Source organism: Corynebacterium provencense, from assembly GCA_900049755.1.
Lineage (GTDB): Bacteria > Actinomycetota > Actinomycetes > Mycobacteriales > Mycobacteriaceae > Corynebacterium > Corynebacterium neomassiliense.
This window is the reverse complement of record LT160592.1, coordinates 882600-900974: the sequence shown is the minus strand read 5'-3', so window position 1 is coordinate 900974 and position 18375 is coordinate 882600. Positions and strand designations below refer to the sequence as shown.

The window sequence follows — 18375 nt, the reverse complement described above, 5'->3', positions numbered from 1 at the left end:
CCGTCCTGTGTAGGGTAGGGCAACATGACTGAACCGATCTTCAACAGGAGACCAGCCCGCCCTGCCGCGGACCACGCCCCCGCGACCGCCGGGACCGGTGCCAGCCTGTGGTCGCACCTGCGACGCGCAACCGGAGTACTCACCGCGACCGTCCTCGCCGCAGGACTGGTGGCCTGCGGAACTGACGGGGACGGGGACGCCACCTCCGCCGCAGGAGCCGACTTCGAACCTGTCACCGTCACCCACGCCCTCGGAACAGCGGAGATCACCGAGAAACCCGAACGCGTCGTCACCCTCGGGCAGGGTTCGGCAGAGACAGCGGTCGCTCTCGGAGTCATCCCGGTGGGCACCGAGGAATACGAGTGGGGCGCCGACGACTCCGGCCAGCTCCCGTGGATCAGGGAGGAGCTGGAGAAAAAGCAGGTACCCGAGGACGAATGGCCCCGACTGATCGACGCCGGTGACTCCGGAGTTTCACCGGAGGAGGTCGCCGCCCTGGACCCGGACGTCATCCTCGCCCCCTGGTCCGGAATCACCGAAGAACAGTACGCCGCCCTCAGCGCCCTCGCCCCCACGGTGGCGTACCCGGAGAAGCCCTGGACGATCGACTGGAAGGACCAGATCACGACGGTTGCCACAGCCCTGGGGGAGAAGGAGAAGGCAGCCGGGCTCATCGACGGGATCGAGGGCCGGTTCGCCGAGGTCCGTTCAGCTCACCCGGAGTTCGCCGAACACGACTTCGCCTTCATCTACAACCAGGGCCCCGCCGGGGAGCTCGGGGTCTTCCTCCCCTCGGAGCAGCGGGCCGCGATGGTGGAGAACCTCGGCCTGCGGGTCGCCCCGGTGGTCGAGCAGATGAAGTCCCGGGAGAAAGAGGGCACCGATTCCGCCACATTCTCCCTGGAGAACGCTGACATCCTCGATGACGTGGACGTGATCTTCACCTTCTACTCGGATCCTGCGAACCGGGCAGAGATGGAGGATGTGCCCACCTACGGTGCCGTGCCGGCGATCCGGAAGGGCGCCGTGGTAGCCCCGACGGACAACTCTTTTGTCACGGCGTCCTCGATCATCAACCCGCTGACCGTGCCGTGGTCGATCGACCGCTACGTCCCCATGATCCGGGACGCCCTGTCCGCCGCCGCGTGATCCCGGGCACGGCATGACCGTGCGCTTATGCCGTCAGCACCATGACAGGTACGCTGAAAACCCATGAGCACGATCGTCCACCTCGTCCGCCACGGCGAGGTCCACAATCCGGACCGGATCCTCTACGGCCGCCTCCCCGGCTGGCACCTCAGCGTGAGGGGCCGGCAGATGGCGGCGGCGGTCGCCGCCGACCTCGCCGACCACGACATCACCTATGTCGCGGCCTCACCTCTGCAACGCGCCCAGGAGACCGTGGAGCCGGTGATCGGGGCACTCAACGCCGGCAGGACGACCGCCCCCCTGGAACTGGTCACCGACGAGGACCTCATCGAGGCGGGGAACCGGCTGGAAGGGCTCCACATCAAAGGTCCGCGCTCGGCACTGTGGAATCCCCGCCTCTGGCCCCTGCTGAAGGATCCGTCGGTGCCGAGCTGGGGTGAGCCCTACAGCCGGATCCTCGACCGTATGTGGTCGGCTGTCGACCGTGCCAGGCGCGCCGCCGAAGGGCACGAGGCGGTCTGCGTCTCCCACCAGCTTCCCGTGGTCTGTGTCCAGAGGGATGTCCGGGGGCTGCCGTTGCAGCACAGTCCGGCGTCACGACGATGCGAACTCGCTTCGGTGACCTCCCTGGTCTTCGACGGGGACGAACTCACCGACATGGTCTACTCCGAACCCGCGCAGGAGATCTGAGATGCGCATCCTGAGGACCGTCACGGCGGCAACCGTCGCAGCCGGTGTGCTCTGCGGAGCCGTGGCCTGCGGTGAGGACAGCACCGCGGGGACGGACGCCGTCGCCGTCGGCGGAACCTTCCAGTTCGTCTCGCCGGGCGGTCAGACCGTGATCACCTATGACGAGGCGGACCGTGAGCCTGTCGGTGACCTGAGCGGGGATTCCCTCATGGACCCGGGGAAGACGATCAGCCTCGACGACTTCAAGGACGAGGTCGTGGTCCTGAACGCCTGGGGCCAGTGGTGCGGCCCCTGCCGCAGTGAATCGGACGACCTGCAGACCGTCCAGGAGAAGCTGGAGAAGGACGGCCGGGGAACGATCCTCGGCATCAATGTCCGGGATTCGGTGAGGGAGAAGGCCCAGGACTTCCACGAGGACAACGGGTTGACCTACCCGTCCATCTACGACCCGCCGTTCAAGTCCGCCCTCGCGCTCGGCGGACTCCCCGCGTCCGTCATCCCCACCACGATCGTCCTGGACCGGCAGCACCGTCCGGCCAAGGTGTTCCTCCGGGAGATCACCGCGGACGACCTCTGGTCGGCTGTGGAACCTCTGCTCGGCTGATGACGGTGGAACGGACGGACGACGATGAGTGACCTCGGGACAGCTTTCGCCGATGCCGTGACCTCCGGCCCCCTGCTGCTGGGCATGCTCGCCGCGCTCGCGGCGGGACTGGTCTCCTTCGCCTCTCCGTGCGTGATCCCGCTGGTGCCCGGGTATGTCTCCTACCTCGCCGGCGTCGTCGGTGCGGAGGCGGAGTACACCGCTGAGGGCACCGTGGTGACCAAGCGGAGGGGACGCGCCGGCGGTGCGGCACTGCTCTTCGTCGCGGGCTTCACCGTCGTCTTCTGCCTGGCCACGGCGACGGTCTTCGGGGCCATCCGGGCCATCCAGCTCAACCAGGAGCTGCTGATGAGGGTCGGCGGGGTGGTGACGATTCTCATGGGGGTGATCTTCATGGGCTTCATCCGACCGCTGCAGACCGACACCCGCATGGCGCCGCGCCGCTGGTCGACGCTGGCCGGAGCCCCGCTGCTCCTGTCTCTTTTAAACATCAGATGTGGTTTAGAGACAGCCGCATGACCGTGCGGTCGAGATGTGTAGAAGAGACAACGCTGGCCGGAGCCCCGCTGCTCGGCGCGGTCTTCGCCCTCGGGTGGACGCCGTGCCTGGGTCCGACCCTGGCCGCGATCATCTCCGTGTCCGCCGGTACCCAGGGCATGACCGCAGCGAGGGGTGTCGTGCTCATCGTCGCCTACTGTCTCGGCCTCGGCGTCCCCTTCATCCTTGTCGCCCTGGGGTCCGCGAAGGCTCTCCGTGGCGTGGGATGGCTGCGGCGTCATTCCCGGACGATCCAGATCGTCGGCGGCGCACTTCTCGTACTCGTCGGAATTCTGCTGGTCACCGGGCAGTGGGCACTGTTCGTCGACTGGATCCGCCAGTGGCTGATATCCGACACGACCCTGCCGGTGTGACTCCCGGCCGACGCCCGAGGGGCGTTCACAGTTTCAGAATCTAGACTTCCGCACTGTCCCCGCCGGTGACTCCGGCAGTCCACGAAAGGTCCCCATGCTCCGCAGTATCCTCCGATGGCCGAAGAAGGCGTGGCAGTGGCTGACGAAGATGCGGACGGCACTGGTGCTGCTGTTCCTCCTGGCGCTCGGCGCGATCCCCGGGGCGCTGCTCCCGCAACGTTCCCTCAACGCCGGTAACGTCGAGGAGTATCTCGCCGCCAACGGCCGGATCGCCCGGATCTACGACAGGCTCGGCCTGTTCGACGTCTTCGGCTCAACCTGGTTCGCGGCGATCTACGTCCTCCTGTTCATCTCCCTGATCGGCTGTATCCTGCCACGGTCGATCGACCACTGGAAGGCCCTGCGTAAGCGTCCTCCGGCGGCGCCGAGGCGCCTCGACAGGATGCCCAACTACGTCTCCGGGACGGTCGACGTACCGGCCGACCAGGCCCGGTCCGAGATCGCCGCCCGTTTCAGCAGGTGGCAGGGTGGTGCGACCGAGCCTGAGGAGGACAGGGCGGGGAAGTGGTCCTATTCCGCGGAGAAGGGCTACCTCCGGGAGGCCTCCAACCTGGTCTTCCACCTGTCCCTGGTCGGCATCCTGGTTTCCGTGCTGGTCGGACGGATGGTCTACTACGAGGGTCAGGTCATCGTGATCGCGGGGACGGACAACTCCCAGTTCTGCAACACCGCCGTGGCGAACTTCGACTCCCTGCGCAACGGTCCGACCTTCGACGGCACCACGTTGACGCCCTTCTGTGTCAACGTCAAGAACTTCAATGCCGAGTATCTTCCCTCCGGCCAGGCGACGGACTTCTCCTCCGACATCGACTACGCCTCCGGGCAGGACGCCCTGAAACCGACCGAGGAGTGGGACCACACCACGCTGCGGGTCAACCATCCGCTGACCATCGACGGTGACCGCGTGTACCTGCAGGGTCACGGCTACGCCCCCACATTCACGGTGACCTGGCCCAACGGGGAGAAAAGGACGGAGACGATCCAGTTCCGCCCGGACGATCTCACCTACTTCCTCTCCTCCGGAGCGGTGAAGATGGATCCGCCCGCGGGAATGTACCCGGACCTGCTGGACCGACGTCAGCACCAGCTGGCCATCCAGGGACTCTTCGCGCCGACCGCGCAGTTCTCCGGGGAGAATGACGCCCTGCTGTCCTCCAGTTTCCCGGCCATGGAGAACCCTGCGGTCGCCATCGACATCTACCGTGGTGACACCGGGCTGGACTCCGGAACCGGCCAGGACATCTTCAGTCTCTCCCAGACCCAGCTGCACAACGGTTCCCTGCAGAAGCTTGACAGGGTGAACCTCATGCAGGGGGAGTCCGTGACCCTCGACGACGGCACACAGATCTCCTTCGACGGTGCCAAGGAGTTCGTCAACCTCCAGGTCAGTCGTGACCGGAGTGAAGTCTGGGTGCTCTTCTTCGCACTGCTCATGCTCGCAGGGCTGGTCGGGTCACTGACGATCAAGCGTCGCCGTTTCTGGGTGCGGGTCACCGACAACGGCGACGGTACCTCGACCCTGGAGATCGCCGGCCTGGCGCGGACCGACTCTGCCGGCTGGGGTCGTGAGTTCAACCGTGTCTCCGAGGAACTCCTGCATCTGGACGAGGAGGAACTCGACGAGGAGTTCGACCAGACGGACGCAGGCTGGGAGGACTGGGAGGACGAGCTCGACAGGGAGCTGGCCAGGGAACGTCGGGACGGTGAGATCAGCGACCACCGCGACGGAAAGAGCGGTGACGGGGACACCGGCTCCCGCTGACCACCGCTGAGCGCGGGGGCTCCCGCCCTGTGACCGGCTCTGTGTCCCGCCCTGGGCTTGCCCCGGGCCGGCCCCGTGTCCTGTCCGGCCCCTCCGTCTTGGTTGTCCGGTGCAGTCGGCGGTAGCGTGGAGCACTGACACAGCCTCAGGCCGCCTTACTGCGGCTACGGGCACGGACCCCAACGGAGGAACCGACGGATGTACGTCAACCAGGGGATGGCAGAGTTCTCTGATCTCGCCTTCAAGACCGCGGTCGTGCTGTACCTGATCAGCCTCGCTGTCTCACTCATGTACTACGGCATGTTGCGTTCGGCGACGGAGGCCCGTCGGGAACGGTCCCGCATCCTCGGTGCCGCGAAGGCGGCCTCGGCGGAGAAGACCTCGGCGCAGAAGACCAGGGTCAGTGTCGGTGCCGGTGGCAGTGACGTCGACAGCCCGGTCGACGAGAAGGACGAGAGGAACGACGTCTCCGGCATCGCCACAGGCTCCATGAGTGAGTCGGATCTGCCGAAGACCTTCCAGGTCGAGGCGATCAAGGCGAAGTTCCGCAGGGCCGACCAGTGGGGCGGGATGACCCAGACCCTGATCTGGCTGACCGCGGCGGTGCACGTGCTCTTCATCGTGACCCGGGGTATCGCGGCCCAGCGTTTCCCCTGGGGGAACCTGTTCGAGTACGTGACCATCGTCACCGGTATGGCGATCCTCATCGCCTGCGTCGTCCTGAGGCGCAAGGCCATGAGGGTGATGTGGCCCTGGATCCTCACCCCCATCATCATGCTGCTGTTCTACGCCGGCACCGAGCTCTACGCTGACGTGGCCCCGGTTGTTCCCTCCCTGAAGTCGAACTGGTACTACATCCACGTCACGACCGTGTCCCTCGGTGGTTCGATCGGGCTGGTCTCCGGTATGGCGTCCCTGCTCTACGTGCTGCGGCGCGCCCAGCCGAAGGGGAAGGAGCACGGTATCCTCGGCAAGATGGTCTCGCCGCTCCCGGACGCCTCCAAGCTGGACGCCCTGGCCTACCGGTCAGCGATCTGGACGCTCCCGGTCTTCGGGCTGGGGGTTGTCTTCGGTGCGATCTGGGCCCACGCGGCCTGGGGACGTTTCTGGGGCTGGGACCCCAAGGAGACCGTCTCCCTGATCACCTGGATCCTCTACGCCGCCTACCTGCACGCCCGCGCGACCCCGGGCATGCGTGGCCTTCCTGCGGCGTGGATCAATGTCCTGGCTTTCGCGACGATGGTCTTCAACCTCTTCTTCATCAACATCGTCGTCTCCGGTCTGCACTCCTACGCCGGCCTGAACTGATGGTGGCGTCCCCCCGACGGCTCCGCCGGATCACCCGCGTACTGGTGACCGGCGGGGCAGGCTTCATCGGCTCGAACTTCGTCCACCGCACCGTCGGGACCCGTCCGGAGGTGGAGGTCACCGTTCTCGATGCGATGACCTATGCTGCGAATCCCGCCAACCTGGCCGGACTGCAGGACCACGGGGTCACCGTGGTCGAGGGTTCCGTCTGTGACGTTGACCTGGTCGACAGGTTGATCCGGGAGCTGGCGTCCTCCGCGGACCGCGGTGAAGCGGCGGTGGTCCATTTCGCCGCGGAGAGCCACAACGACAACGCCCTACGGGACCCCCTGCGTTTCGTGCACACCAACACGGAGGGCACCGCGGTGCTGGCGGAGGCGTGCGTCCGCCACGGAGTTCACCTCCACCATGTGTCCACGGACGAGGTTTTCGGTGACCTGCCGTTGCGGGGTTCGGGCCTGCCGGGGGCGGAGGACCGTTTCACCGTGGACTCACCCTACCGGCCGTCATCGGTGTACTCGGCGTCGAAGGCTTCGGCGGACCATCTGGTGAGGGCCTTCGTGCGCAGTCACGGACTGAGTGCGACGATCTCCAACTGTTCCAACAACTACGGTCCCAGGCAGCATCCGGAGAAGTTCCTGCCGCGGCAGATCACCGGTCTGATCGAGGGGGAGAGCCCGAGGGTGTACGGGAGCGGTGAGAACGTCCGCGACTGGATACATGTCGACGACCACAATGACGCCGTCTGGGCGGTCCTGGACCGTGGGGTCTCCGGTGGGACCTATCTCATCGGGGCTGACGGTGAGCGTTCAAATGTGGACTGTGTCCGCGCGTTGAATGTCCTCTTCGGGCGTCCTGCCGATGACTTCGTACGCGTCACGGACCGGCCGGGGCATGATCTGCGTTACGCCGTCGACCCGTCTTCGGTCCGGGAACTGGGGTGGACGCCCCGGTACACCGATTTTCCGGAGGGGCTCGCCGCCACCGTCCGGTGGTACCGCGACCACCGGGGCTGGTGGGAGACCAGCAGGAAGGACGCCGAGTCCGCCTACCGTGACCGTGAGGAAGTCCTGGGCTGACAGTCCGGCGTCCGGAGGGCGGCTAGACTCGGTGACCATGAGCGTCCAGCCTGATTCCCTGCCTGACCCGGCTTCTGACCCGGTTCCTGCCAGCCTGCGTGGCAGCGTCGTCGCTGTGCCGGACGGGCCAGGTGTCCGGGACCTTCCTCTTCCCGGCACCTGGGTCCGAACCCCCCGGATCTTCCCGGACGACCGGGGCACTTTCCTGGAATGGTTCCGGGGGGACGAGATGACCGACATCCTCGGATATCCTTTCGTCATTCCGCAGGCGAACCTCTCCACCTCCCGGGAGGGGGTGGTCAGGGGCATCCACTACGCCGACGTTCCCCCGGGACAGGCGAAGTTCGTCACCTGCGTGGCAGGAAGGATCCTCGACGTCATCGTGGACCTCCGTCGGGGTTCCCCCACGTTCGGACGCCACATCGTCGTAGAGCTCTCCGACGTGAACCGTCGCGGACTTTTCCTGCCGGTGGGGGTCGGGCACGGGTTCGTGGTCCCGGCAGGGGCCGGTCCCGCCACCGTCTGCTACCTGGTCTCGGAGGGGTACAATCCCGGGGCCGAGCACGGTGTCTGCCCGACCGACCCCGGCCTGGGCATCGACTGGTCGGTGGCCGGGCTGGACCCGGAGTCTCTCGTCCTGTCGGACAAGGACCGTGCCGCGCCGGGCCTGCACGAGGTGGAGGCGACGCTGCCGTTGTACTCCGAGTGCCGTGGCTGGGAGCAGGAGATGCGTCACGGGTGGGAGCTGGCCAATGCGGAGGCAGAGGACTGGGAGGGCGAGTGATGAGAGGAATCATCCTTGCCGGGGGTACCGGTTCCAGGTTGCGTCCCATCACCTTCGGCGTGTCCAAGCAGCTTGTGCCTGTGTACGACAAGCCGATGATCTACTACCCGTTGACGACCCTCATGCTCGCTGGGATCCGTGAGATTCTCGTGGTCACCACGGTCCAGGACAACGGACAGTTCCGGCGCCTGCTGGGCGACGGTTCCCAGTTCGGGGTGTCACTGGAGTACGCCGTGCAGGAGGCTCCGAACGGCCTGGCTGAGGCATTCATCCTCGGGGCGGATTTCATCGGCGACGAGTCCGTCGCCCTGGTGTTGGGCGACAACATCTTCTACGGTGCCGGCCTGGGCTCCCAGCTGCGCCGTTTCCATGACGTGCGCGGCGGGGCGATCTTCGCGTACTGGGTCTCTGATCCGACCGCCTACGGTGTCGTGGACTTCAATTCCGCGGGGACGGCGACATCTCTCGAGGAAAAGCCTGTTCATCCACGGTCGAACTACGCGGTGCCCGGTCTGTACTTCTATGCACCGGATGTCGTGGACATCGCCCGTGGGCTGGTGCCCTCGGAGCGGGGGGAGCTGGAGATCACCGACGTCAACCGGGCCTACCTCGAAAGGGGAGAACTGCAGGTCGAGATTCTCCCCCGGGGGACCGCCTGGCTGGACACGGGGACGGTCGACAATCTCATGGCGGCGGGGGACTTCGTCCGCACCATCGAAGAACGTCAGGGGCTGAAGATCGGATGCCCTGAAGAGGTGGGCTGGCGGATGGGGTTCATCGGGGATGACGTACTGGCCTCTCAGGCGGACGCCCACGGTGGATCCGCCTACGCGGACTATCTGCGTGGACTGCTGCGACGAGGCAAGGACCGCTGAATCGCCGGAACCGGAGTGCCGGAACTGAGCCTCCGGAATCCGGACCGGCTGACCGGGGGTCAGGCCCCGGTTCTACCGGTCTCCCCGGACGACTCCCCGTCAGAGTCATGCCTGTCCCGCAGTGTCTCGTCCTGCCGGGGACGGGTGTTCTTCTCGGCGTCCCGTGCCTTCTGTTCCGCCTCGGCGGCCCGTCGTTCGGCGTCCCTCGCACGGGCCTCGGCACTGCGGAGCTCTTCGGCTGCCAGGCGTTCCTTCTCCCGCTGCTCCTTGAACCGCCGCTTCCTGATCTCCCAGAGGAAGTCAGGGTCGTCCTCCGGACCGGCGACCTGCCTGTGTTCTGTTCCGCCGACCCGGTCACGACCTTTCGCTGCCCGGGCGGCCGATCCGGGGCCGAAAGCCCGCCACAGAACGACCACGGTGACGATCACGAGAATGAGGATGATGAGCCGGCCCACGGTGGGGACCCTCCTTGAAATGCTGGTCGATGTGACCCTCCACCCTACCGGGAACAGTGGCGGGGGGGGGGCTTACCGGGATTGGGAAGGACGCCACGTCGAACGTACAGTGGCAGTCGTGAATGAGAAAGACCGTGCAGAATCCGCCCCGACCGCCGGCAGTGACCGCCCTGCCGACGTCTCTGACACAGTTCAGGCGGCCGCCGGCAGTTCCGGAGCGGCAGACGACTCTCCGGCGCGGAGGCCTTGGCGGGACATTCTGCTCTACGGTCTGGCCCGCCTCCTGCTGTTCGTGGTCCTGACGGTGGTGATCCAGTCCGTCGCCATCCTGCTGGGTATGGGACAGTCCTTCCCCCTGGCGATCAGTGCGCTGCTGGCACTGATCATCGCCTTCCCGCTCTCGATGTTCGTGTTCAGGGGACTGAGACAGCGGGTGAACGCGCAGATCGCCGTCTGGGATGCCGGACGTCAGAAGCACAGGGCGGAGATGCGCGCACAGCTGGAGGAACGTCTGGACTGACCGGTTCCGGGTCCTGACAGCGTGCCGGCAGTGTGGAGCCGGGTCAGACCAGCAGCATTGCGACGAACATCGCGACCGACCACACCAGCATCGCCCGACCGGTGAGCCCGAGTACCGGAATGAGGTCCCTGCCGGTCGCCCCCTGCACCACCGGCAGTGCTGCGACGATGAGCAGCGGCACGGCGATCAGTCCGATGAGGGCAGCGACCCCTGCTCCGGCCAGCACCAGCGTCATCACCACGGAGACAACGAGCAGCCCCACGTAGAGCTTGCGGGTGCCTCTGTCGCCGAGAAGCACGGCGAGGGTGGTCTTACCTGCGGCTGAATCGGTCGGGATGTCCCGCAGATTGTTCGTCAGGTTCACGGACGCGGACAGTGACCCGATTCCCACCGCCAGGGCGAGCCCCACCCAGGACACTTTCCCGGACTGGGTGAATTCGGTGCCGAGGACGGCGACGAGTCCGAAGAAGACGAAGACGGAGACTTCTCCCAGACCCCGGTAGCCGTAGGGGTTCTTCCCGCCGGTGTAGAACCAGGCGGACACGATGCACAGTGCTCCGATGAGGATCAGCCACCAGCTGGACACCAGCGACAGGATCACACCGGCCACGCCGGCGACCGCGAAACAGAGGAACGCCGCTTTCTTCACCCTGGTCGGGGGGACCAGGCCTGATCCGGTGAGGCGCAGCGGGCCGGTGCGGTCGTCGTCGGTCCCGCGGATCCCGTCGGAGTAGTCGTTGGCGTAGTTCACGCCGATGATCAGCGCCATGGCCACAATGCCGGCGAGAACGGCCTTCCACCAGGACGCCCCGTCGTCCCAGGCGGCGGCCCCGGTGCCGGCGAGTACCGGGGCGACAGCGTTGGCCCAGGTGTGGGGGCGTGCGCCGGTGAGCCAGTCAGAGGCGGTGGCGGTGTCAGTGGCGGTGGAGGGTCGGTCAGCCATGGTGCTCACTGTAGTCAGCACTGTCAGCCCCGCTGCCATCCACGGTCGGGACGGAAGGTTCCCGCAGCCCGGAGCGCGGTCCCGCAGCGAGGTCCCGCAGTATCTCTGTCACCGCCACCCGGTCAGGTTTGCCGGGACCGGTGACCGGGATGTCCGGGAAGGAGTAGCTGTGACGTGGAATGAGGTGGGCAGGTGTGCCCGTGTTCTTCAGCGTGGCGCGGACGCCGGTGGTCAGGTCCGTTCCGGCGGGGACGGTGGGGTCCTGTACCAGGGCGGCGACGGATTCACCCCATTCATCGTCGGGGACGCCGCCGGCGCAGGCGGAGTATCCGGCACCGGCGAGGGCCTTCTCGACCTCTTCCGGGAGGATCTTCAGCCCGGCACTGTTGACGGCACCGTCCGCCCGCCCGCGGACGGTGAGGACGCCGCCCGTCAGCGAACCGAGATCGGAGGTGCGGAAGGTCCCGGGCCGGGGGAAGGCGTCGGCGGTCGCTTCCGCTGGCAGTGAGGACGTCTGACGGTAGCCCTCTGCAACGGAGGGGCCGGTCAACTCTATGCGTCCGCTGCTGCGGTCACCGGCATCTGTGCTGATCCGGACGCTGTACCCCGGAAGCGGCTCCCCGTCGTAGACCACGCCACCGGCGGTTTCCGAGGAGCCGTAGGTGAGCATGAGGGTGACGCCGAGTCTGCGGCACCGTCTGACGAGCGCCTCTGGTGCCGCACCGCCTCCGACGAGGACTGCGGCGTAACTGCGCAGCGCATCGACGGCGTCCCCTGCAGTTGTGCCGGAAACACTGCCGGAAACACTGCCGGAAACACTGCCGGGTACGGCGTCGACGAGCCGTGCCAGCTGGGTCGGGACCAGGGAGGTGTACCGAGGGAGGTCGGGGTGACGGGAGACGAGTCGACGGGTGGCGTCGACGAAGCCTTCCGAGGTGAAGTGTCCGCGGGTGAGGTCCATGACCTCGGGGACATGACCTGCCTCCAGGCTCCGCAGGATGACCATGGTGCCGGCGATGTGGTGGGCGGGCAGGGCGAGCAGCCAGGGGCCGGGGTCTGCGCCGGTACGGTCGCGGATGTAGTCCGCGGAGGCTGTGACAGCCGCGAGGACGCCGTGTGTCTGCAGCATCGCGCCCTTGGGGGTCCCTGTGGATCCGGACGTGCACGCCACGAGGGTTCCCGGGGAGACGGGGGCGTCTTCGTCCCCGGCAGCCATCAGGGTGCAGAGCCTGCGCCCGTCGGGCCCGGGGGCGACGGGGAGGATCGACCGGCTTCCCCGGAGGAAACCACGGTAGGCGGGCAGTACCCGGTCAACGCCGGCGCGGGTGGTGGCGACGGTGACCGCTTCGAGGGGGACCTGGTCGGTGGAACGCACGGTCCCTGACGGTACTCCGTCGCTGGTTCAGCGGTCGGTTCAGCGGCTGTCTATCTGGGCGTGTCAGTTGGCGAGCAGGCCGAAGCTGCCGACATAGTCCAGGACTGCCAGTTCCTCGAACGGGGAGGGGTGACGGTCGTGGACTGCGGTGAACTCCTGCAGGACATCTTCGCCGGTGGCCGGGGTGTGCCCGGATTCGATGAGCCGGGCGACGATGTCGGTGGAGGCGTCGGTCGGTTCCGTGCGGGACGGGAGGACGCCCAGGCCTGTCTGTGCTGTCGTTTCGGAGATCCCCTGGACCGGGGACAGGTACCAGTCGAGGAACTTGGTCAGCGGGTTGTACATGAACTACTCCTTCCGCACTGACGGCAGTAAAGCTCGTGATCGGTGGATGTTGATCTATCGAGGGTAGGGCCTATAGTGGGAAACGTCAAGCATTAGACAGAAAAAGCCAGCACACCGGCGTTTCCCGAGTGCTGGAACGCTGAGAACCGGTCCCGTGGAAGTGCTCCGGGACCGGTTTACGCGGACTGTAGCGGACTGTACGTGACTGCCGGGTACCGTGTGATCTCTGTGGTGTGACCTCTGTTGCCCGCCTCGACGACCGTGTCGACGACCGTGTCGACGACGGCCTCGACGGCTGTCAGTGGCCGCTGGTGCCGCCGGTCCCGAAGATGTCCCAGCCGAAGGTGTCGTAGAGCCGCCCCTGGGTGATCCACAGCAGGCCCAGGACCACGGCTGCGATGATGATGAGGAAGAGCAGGCCGGCCAGAGCGCGCTGCCAGGCGGGGATGTGCTCGCTGGGATGACCTTCGAGTCCCTGGGCGGGCACGCTGAACCGTATGGCGAGTCCGAAGAGAATCGGGAGACCGGCACCGAGGATGATACCGACCAGGGTGACCTGGAAGAGATCGCTGAGGAGTTCCATGACCTACCTGTCCTTACGGTGGTGGTTGTCAGCGCCGACAGTGGTGTCGACGAAGTGGGCGGGATCGTTGACCCCGGCGCTGGATCCGGAGAGGGTCATCGCCGCAGAGGTCGCGAGGTCGGGGGAGGCGGGCGCTTCAGCGGGGGGAGTGAGCCCGTGCTCGTCCCAGTCTGCGTTGACGTTGTCCGCGTGGACGGGCTGCCTGCGTGCCCTCGCGAAGATCGCCGTGACGGCCGCCACGAGAATGATGAAGGCGGTCAGCGCACCCCCGGCCGTACTGGTCAGGGCCGCGGTGCCGTGGGAGACCTGCCAGATGACGTAGGAGACGAGCGCTGCGACAGGGATCGTGGTCACCCACGCGATGACCATGCGACCGGCGACCCCCCAGCGCACCTCCGCGCCGGGACGGCCGAGGCCGGTACCGAGAATTGAACCGGTGGACACGTGCGTCGTGGACAGGGCCATACCGAAGTGTGCGGAGGTGAGGATGATGGCTGCGGAGGACGCCTCGGCCGCCATGCCCTGCGGCGAGGAGATTTCCACCAGGCCTTTTCCGAGGGTCCTGATCACCCTCCAGCCCCCGGAGTAGGTGCCGGCGGCGATGGCGAGGGCGCAGCAGGCGGTGACCCAGAAGGGCATGTCTGCTGCGGCATCCAGGTGACCGGAGGCCACGAGTGCGAGGAAGATCACGCCCATGGTCTTCTGGGCGTCAGACGTGCCGTGTGCGAGGGCCACCAGTGACGCCGAGGCGATCTGGCCGTGGCGGAAGAGGTTGTCCCTCTCGGTTTCCCGGGTACGTCGGGTGGACCGGTAGATCCCGTACGTTCCGATGGCGGATACCAGCCCGGCGATGACCGGGGCGGCGAGAGCGGGGATGACGATCTTGTCGAGAACTCCGCCCCACTCGACACCGGAGAAACCCAGAGCTCCGATCGCGGCGCCGATGAGACCGCCGAACAGGGCGTGCGAGGAGCTTGACGGCAGTCCGAACAGCCACGTGATGAGGTTCCAGAGGATTCCCCCGATCAGTCCGGAGAAGACCACGAGGAGAAGCTTGTCGGCGTCGACGACATTGTCGAGGTCGAATGCGTCGAGGTCGACGATCCCCTTGGCGACCGTCTTCGCCACCTCGACGGAGAGGAAGGCTCCGACCAGGTTGAGTCCGCCGGCGAGGGCTACCGCGACCTTGGGCTTCAGTGCGCCGGTCGCGATGGAGGTGGCCATCGCGTTGGCCGTGTCATGGAATCCGTTGGTGAAGTCGAAGGCGAGGGCTGTGCCGACCACGAGGATCAGGATGAGTACTTCAGTAGTCACCCAAGAAGAATCCCTCCCCTGAGTCGGAAACTCCATTGTCACCCCGCAAGCGGGGGTAGTCGGGGGTGGCGTAGTTAACCGTGTGGAAACGTTGCTGCCGGGGAACGGGCACCTGACGGTGTATCTGCAGGTCACGGCCACGGGAACCGGGCATTATTCCGCTGGTCGTTACGACAGTGGGGGTAGCCCACAAAGTTTCCGCAGGTCAGCGGTTTCCACTTTCACGGAAAAATTCCCCCCGAAGCCACGCCGTGTTCATCTCAGGTTCACTCAGTACCCGCAGACTGGTGGCAGGGACGGTTGCGGGTCGACGGGGACCCCCGCCCTGTCCCGGGGTCTGTGTCGACCGGTAGACCGGTCAGGCAGGGGAAGAGAAACGGGTCAGTAGTAGTACGGGAAATCGTCCCACCGCGGCTCGCGCTTCTCGAGGAAGGCGTCGCGGCCCTCCACCGCCTCATCGGTCATGTACGCCAGCCTCGTCGCCTCACCGGCGAAGACCTGCTGGCCCGTCAGGCCGTCATCGGCGAGATTGAAGGCGAACTTCAGCATCCGCTGGGCTGTCGGGGACTTCGTGTTGATCGCCCGTGCCCACTCGACAGCCGTGTCCTCCAGATCAGCGTGGTCCACCACCTCGTTGACCGCGCCCATCTCCATCATCCGCTCGGCCGAGTAGGTCCGTCCGAGGAAGAAGATCTCCCGTGCGTACTTCTGACCGACCTGCCGGGCCAGGTAGGCCGACCCGTACCCGGCGTCGAAGGACCCCACGTCCGCATCCGTCTGCTTGAACTTCCCGTGCTCCCGGGAGGCCAGGGTCAGGTCGCACACCACGTGCAGGCTGTGACCGCCCCCGGCTGCCCATCCGTTGACCAGGCAGATCACCACCTTCGGCATGGTGCGGATCAGTCTCTGTACCTCGAGAATGTGCAGACGCCCGCCCTCGACCCTGGCCCTCGCCTCATCGACCGACGACGCATCCGCATGCTCCACGTCAGAATCGTGCGTGCTCGCGTACTGGTACCCCGAACGGCCACGGATCCGCTGGTCACCGCCGGAACAGAAAGCCCACCCACCGTCCTTCGGACTGGGACCGTTTCCTGTGAGAAGAACCGTGCCCACGTCCGGGGAGCGGCGGGCATGGTCGAGAGCCCGGTAGAGCTCGTCGACGGTGTGGGGACGGAAGGCGTTGCGCACCTCAGGCCGGTCGAAGGCGATACGGACGATACCGTTCGCACGCCCCTCGCCGACATGACGGTGGTAGGTGATGTCGTCGAAGTCGAATCCCGGGACCTCGCGCCACAGCTCGGGTCTGAACGGGTTGTTCTGATCAGTCATGGGCCCATCGTAGGCTGTGGGCATGCAGCTTCCTTCCCTTACCGAGATCACCGACCGCGCCCACGTGGTGACATGCCCGCTGAGGGTTCCATTCCGCGGCGTCACCGAAAGGGAGATGATGCTCGTCGACGCCCCCGACGGGTGGGTGGAATGGTCACCGTTCACCGAGTACGGGCCGGAGGAGTCCTCACTGTGGCTCAGGTCGGCACTCCTTCTCGGATGGAACTCCCCCTCACTGCCCGCACCGACAGCACAGACCGTGGCCGTCAACGCCACCGTCCCGGCCGTCGACGTCGCCGCGGACCCCGAGACTGTCCCGGCCCTCCTCGACAGGTACCCGGGGTGCACCACCGTGAAAGTGAAGGTGGCACAGAGCGGCCAGACTCTGGCCGACGACGTGGCACGGGTCAGGGCGGTCCGCGAGGCCCGGCCCGGCATCGCCGTGAGGGTGGACGCCAACGCACGGTGGAGCGTCGAAGAGGCCTTCGACGCGGCAGTCGCCCTGACAGACCCCTCGCGTGGCGGAGGCCCGCTGGACTACATGGAACAGCCCTGCGCGACCGTGGAGGAACTCGCCGAACTCCGGCGACGGCTCGGATCACGGGGGATGATGGTGCGCATCGCCGCCGACGAGCTGATACGCCGGGCGTCCGACCCGCTCGCCGTGGTCCAGGCAGGGGCATGCGACGTGGCGGTGCTCAAGGCCGCCCCGCTCGGCGGGGTAGACCACGTCCGGGAGATCGCCCGGGAGGTCGGACACTACGGTGTGGCCGTGACCGTGTCCTCGGCACTGGAGTCCGCGGTGGGCATGTACGCCGGACTGCTGGCGGCGGCAAGCCTGCCCGACCACACCGACGACGAGGACATGCAGGTGCTCCCCCAGGCGGCCGGCCTGGCGACCGGCTCACTCTATGCCGTGGACGTCTGCGCGCCACGGCAGATCATCGACGGTCACATGACCGTCACACGGGTGGAGCCGGAACAGGCCAGGCTCGATGAACTGGGGTCCCCGGCCACGCGCCGGGACTGGTGGTTCTCACGGCTCGCGGCGTCCTATGCGGTGCTCGCGGACCGGTGGGGGAACCGGGACTGACACCTGCCCCGGCAACCCCCGGGGCATCCGGCGACGGGTAGCGTCGTGGGGGTGACTGACGAACGATCCGGTACAGACCGGGGAATCCTCGCCTCCTCGACGACCGTCGCCGCGGTACTGGTCGATGAACTCGTCCGGGCATGTCTCCGGGGTGGCACTGGCCCACGCCGCCGAGCAGCCCGACCTGGTCCGCGCCCCGCGCACCGTCGCACTGATGGGCGACCTCACCGTCCTCCACGACATGAACGGGTTCACCGTGGGCCCCTCCGAACCCCGCCCCGACAACCTCGTGGTCGTGGTCCCCAACGACAACGGCGGTGCCATCTTCGAGGGACTGGAGGCGGGACGCCCCGGACTGCGCAACTTCGACGACGGTACCGACGCCTTCGACAGAGTCTTCGGCACCCCGACCGGGGTCGACCTCGGGGCACTGTGCGCCGGCCACGGGGTCGCACACCGCCGGGTGGAGTCACTGGATGAACTGACCGTGGCGCTGGACGAACACGCCGAGGGATACACGGAGGGGTTCCTCGTCATCGAGGCAGTGGTACAGAGGTCCGGACGGGCGGCACTCCACGCGACCCTGAGGGACAGGACGACAGCGGGGGAACCGGGATGACCCGTCGTGGACGGACTGTGGGCCGGTGGAGGAACCCGCCGGCTGTCCTGCTCGACATGCCCCGTCCGACCGGGGAGACCGTCCGACGCCGTCTCGTCCAGATCCTGGTCACCGTCTACCTGATCGCGTGCGTCATCTGTGTCTCTCTTGTCGTCACCGCAGCTGTCGACGACTGGAGGATCTCCTCCGACCGCGGGACCGCCACCGCCGAGGTGGTCTCCACCGGGAAGAAGACCCTGGTACGGTTCCCCGACGCGGAGGGGAACTACCACTCACCGGGGACCGGACTGAAGTATCCGGGGGGACTGGAGGCCGGTGACCGGGTCAAGGTGGAGTACCGGCGCGACGACCCGGACAACGTCAAGGTCGCGGGACGGGGGTGGACACTGTCCCTGCTGCCCGCCGCCTCGACCTGGCTGGTGTGCACCGTCGTCGCTGGCGCGCTCCTGGCAGGTGTGGGCCGGTCGTTCAGGCGGGGAAGTGCAGAACTGCGGGAGGCTGGCAGTGCAGGGCTGCGGGAAGAGGGCAGGGTAGCGGGCAGGGAAGAGGGGTCTGCCCCGTCCGGGCACTAGAG

The 18375-nt window shown here is 66.9% G+C and carries 19 protein-coding genes and 1 pseudogene; 13 read left to right on the top strand and 7 right to left on the bottom strand.

The annotated features are described in order from the left end of the window. The first annotated feature begins 24 nt into the window (after positions 1 to 24). From BN3906_RS04135 to rfbA, 9 genes and pseudogenes are all read left to right on the top strand, one after another. Entirely contained in the window at positions 25 to 1149 is a 1125-nt protein-coding gene (locus BN3906_RS04135) for an iron-siderophore ABC transporter substrate-binding protein (RefSeq protein WP_078057093.1), read from the top strand. Between the two features lie 63 nt (positions 1150 to 1212). Beyond that, the gene (locus BN3906_RS04130; protein ID WP_066584479.1) at positions 1213 to 1839 is read left to right on the top strand and encodes a histidine phosphatase family protein; all 627 of its coding nucleotides are present in this window, start codon (positions 1213 to 1215) and stop codon (positions 1837 to 1839) included. Between the two features lies 1 nt (position 1840). Then, positions 1841 to 2443 carry a TlpA family protein disulfide reductase gene (locus tag BN3906_RS04125; RefSeq protein WP_078057092.1) on the top strand — a complete coding sequence of 201 codons (603 nt, stop codon included), beginning with the start codon at positions 1841 to 1843 and terminating at the stop codon, positions 2441 to 2443. A gap of 24 nt (positions 2444 to 2467) precedes the next feature. Then, positions 2468 to 3354, top strand: a pseudogene (locus BN3906_RS04120) (cytochrome c biogenesis CcdA family protein). Positions 3355 to 3448: 94 nt separating this feature from the next. After that, a complete protein-coding gene (resB, locus tag BN3906_RS04115; RefSeq protein WP_066584476.1) occupies positions 3449 to 5176 on the top strand; it encodes a cytochrome c biogenesis protein ResB in 1728 nt (575 codons plus the stop codon). Between the two features lie 198 nt (positions 5177 to 5374). After that, the gene (gene ccsB / locus BN3906_RS04110; RefSeq protein WP_066584473.1) at positions 5375 to 6484 is read left to right on the top strand and encodes a c-type cytochrome biogenesis protein CcsB; all 1110 of its coding nucleotides are present in this window, start codon (positions 5375 to 5377) and stop codon (positions 6482 to 6484) included. A gap of 2 nt (positions 6485 to 6486) precedes the next feature. Further along, positions 6487 to 7563: a dTDP-glucose 4,6-dehydratase gene (gene rfbB / locus BN3906_RS04105; protein WP_227871173.1), complete on the top strand. Its 1077-nt coding sequence runs from the start codon at positions 6487 to 6489 to the stop codon at positions 7561 to 7563. Between the two features lie 37 nt (positions 7564 to 7600). Then, on the top strand, positions 7601 to 8347 hold the full coding sequence (locus BN3906_RS04100; protein WP_078057220.1) for a dTDP-4-dehydrorhamnose 3,5-epimerase family protein: 747 nt from the start codon (positions 7601 to 7603) through the stop codon (positions 8345 to 8347). After that, positions 8347 to 9222 (top strand): glucose-1-phosphate thymidylyltransferase RfbA, encoded by an 876-nt coding sequence (rfbA, locus tag BN3906_RS04095; RefSeq protein ID WP_066584469.1) that lies wholly within the window; start codon positions 8347 to 8349, stop codon positions 9220 to 9222. The genes BN3906_RS04100 and rfbA overlap by 1 nt, the downstream gene beginning before the upstream one ends. A gap of 59 nt (positions 9223 to 9281) precedes the next feature. Here the strand turns inward: rfbA and BN3906_RS04090 are convergent, their stop codons facing one another. Then, entirely contained in the window at positions 9282 to 9677 is a 396-nt protein-coding gene (locus BN3906_RS04090) for a hypothetical protein (protein WP_066584468.1), read from the bottom strand. Positions 9678 to 9795: 118 nt separating this feature from the next. On the opposite strand from BN3906_RS04090, the gene BN3906_RS14010 reads away from it, so the two are divergent. Next, complete coding sequence (locus BN3906_RS14010) at positions 9796 to 10197, top strand: DUF4229 domain-containing protein (RefSeq protein ID WP_261796833.1); 402 nt, start codon at positions 9796 to 9798, stop codon at positions 10195 to 10197. A gap of 43 nt (positions 10198 to 10240) precedes the next feature. On the opposite strand, the gene BN3906_RS04080 is transcribed toward BN3906_RS14010, so the two are convergent. From BN3906_RS04080 to BN3906_RS04055, 6 genes are all read right to left on the bottom strand, one after another. Continuing rightward, a complete protein-coding gene (locus tag BN3906_RS04080) occupies positions 10241 to 11140 on the bottom strand; it encodes a 1,4-dihydroxy-2-naphthoate polyprenyltransferase (RefSeq protein WP_066584466.1) in 900 nt (299 codons plus the stop codon). Beyond that, positions 11133 to 12515, bottom strand: a complete 1383-nt coding sequence (locus BN3906_RS04075; protein ID WP_066584464.1) for an AMP-binding protein — start codon at positions 12513 to 12515, stop codon at positions 11133 to 11135. Before BN3906_RS04075 ends, BN3906_RS04080 begins: the two co-directional genes overlap by 8 nt. A gap of 63 nt (positions 12516 to 12578) precedes the next feature. After that, positions 12579 to 12860: a hypothetical protein gene (locus BN3906_RS04070; RefSeq protein WP_066584461.1), complete on the bottom strand. Its 282-nt coding sequence runs from the start codon at positions 12858 to 12860 to the stop codon at positions 12579 to 12581. A gap of 298 nt (positions 12861 to 13158) precedes the next feature. Then, a complete protein-coding gene (locus tag BN3906_RS04065) occupies positions 13159 to 13443 on the bottom strand; it encodes a hypothetical protein (RefSeq protein WP_066584458.1) in 285 nt (94 codons plus the stop codon). A 3-nt stretch (positions 13444 to 13446) separates the two neighbouring features. Further along, a complete protein-coding gene (locus BN3906_RS04060; protein WP_078057091.1) occupies positions 13447 to 14793 on the bottom strand; it encodes an inorganic phosphate transporter in 1347 nt (448 codons plus the stop codon). 345 nt (positions 14794 to 15138) lie between these two features. Further along, positions 15139 to 16089, bottom strand: coding sequence for a 1,4-dihydroxy-2-naphthoyl-CoA synthase (locus tag BN3906_RS04055; RefSeq protein ID WP_066584451.1), 951 nt, complete (start codon positions 16087 to 16089; stop codon positions 15139 to 15141). Between the two features lie 22 nt (positions 16090 to 16111). Here BN3906_RS04055 and BN3906_RS04050 point away from each other — a divergent pair, with 22 nt between their 5' ends. The 3 genes from BN3906_RS04050 to BN3906_RS04040 all read left to right on the top strand — a co-directional run bounded on the left by BN3906_RS04050 (position 16112) and on the right by BN3906_RS04040 (position 18373). Next, entirely contained in the window at positions 16112 to 17182 is a 1071-nt protein-coding gene (locus BN3906_RS04050; RefSeq protein ID WP_066584449.1) for an o-succinylbenzoate synthase, read from the top strand. Positions 17183 to 17306: 124 nt separating this feature from the next. Next, the gene (locus tag BN3906_RS04045; protein ID WP_066584447.1) at positions 17307 to 17801 is read left to right on the top strand and encodes a thiamine pyrophosphate-dependent enzyme; all 495 of its coding nucleotides are present in this window, start codon (positions 17307 to 17309) and stop codon (positions 17799 to 17801) included. 56 nt (positions 17802 to 17857) lie between these two features. Then, on the top strand, positions 17858 to 18373 hold the full coding sequence (locus BN3906_RS04040; protein WP_261796832.1) for a DUF3592 domain-containing protein: 516 nt from the start codon (positions 17858 to 17860) through the stop codon (positions 18371 to 18373). The last annotated feature ends 2 nt before the right edge of the window (positions 18374 to 18375 follow it).

Excerpts from the sequence above, each read along its gene's own strand:
- rfbA (WP_066584469.1), top strand. The coding sequence starts at position 8,347 with ATGAGAGGAATCATCCTTGCCGGGGGTACCGGTTCCAGGTTGCGTCCC.
- BN3906_RS04040 (WP_261796832.1), top strand. The coding sequence starts at position 17,858 with ATGCCCCGTCCGACCGGGGAGACCGTCCGACGCCGTCTCGTCCAGATC.
- BN3906_RS04060 (WP_078057091.1), bottom strand. The coding sequence starts at position 14,793 with ATGGAGTTTCCGACTCAGGGGAGGGATTCTTCTTGGGTGACTACTGAA.
- BN3906_RS04070 (WP_066584461.1), bottom strand. The coding sequence starts at position 12,860 with ATGTACAACCCGCTGACCAAGTTCCTCGACTGGTACCTGTCCCCGGTC.
- BN3906_RS04135 (WP_078057093.1), top strand. The coding sequence starts at position 25 with ATGACTGAACCGATCTTCAACAGGAGACCAGCCCGCCCTGCCGCGGAC.
- BN3906_RS04050 (WP_066584449.1), top strand. The coding sequence starts at position 16,112 with ATGCAGCTTCCTTCCCTTACCGAGATCACCGACCGCGCCCACGTGGTG.
- resB (WP_066584476.1), top strand. The coding sequence starts at position 3,449 with ATGCTCCGCAGTATCCTCCGATGGCCGAAGAAGGCGTGGCAGTGGCTG.
- BN3906_RS04080 (WP_066584466.1), bottom strand. The coding sequence starts at position 11,140 with ATGGCTGACCGACCCTCCACCGCCACTGACACCGCCACCGCCTCTGAC.
- BN3906_RS04065 (WP_066584458.1), bottom strand. The coding sequence starts at position 13,443 with ATGGAACTCCTCAGCGATCTCTTCCAGGTCACCCTGGTCGGTATCATC.
- BN3906_RS04045 (WP_066584447.1), top strand. The coding sequence starts at position 17,307 with ATGAACTCGTCCGGGCATGTCTCCGGGGTGGCACTGGCCCACGCCGCC.
- BN3906_RS04130 (WP_066584479.1), top strand. The coding sequence starts at position 1,213 with ATGAGCACGATCGTCCACCTCGTCCGCCACGGCGAGGTCCACAATCCG.
- BN3906_RS04100 (WP_078057220.1), top strand. The coding sequence starts at position 7,601 with ATGAGCGTCCAGCCTGATTCCCTGCCTGACCCGGCTTCTGACCCGGTT.
- ccsB (WP_066584473.1), top strand. The coding sequence starts at position 5,375 with ATGTACGTCAACCAGGGGATGGCAGAGTTCTCTGATCTCGCCTTCAAG.
- BN3906_RS04055 (WP_066584451.1), bottom strand. The coding sequence starts at position 16,089 with ATGACTGATCAGAACAACCCGTTCAGACCCGAGCTGTGGCGCGAGGTC.
- BN3906_RS04125 (WP_078057092.1), top strand. The coding sequence starts at position 1,841 with ATGCGCATCCTGAGGACCGTCACGGCGGCAACCGTCGCAGCCGGTGTG.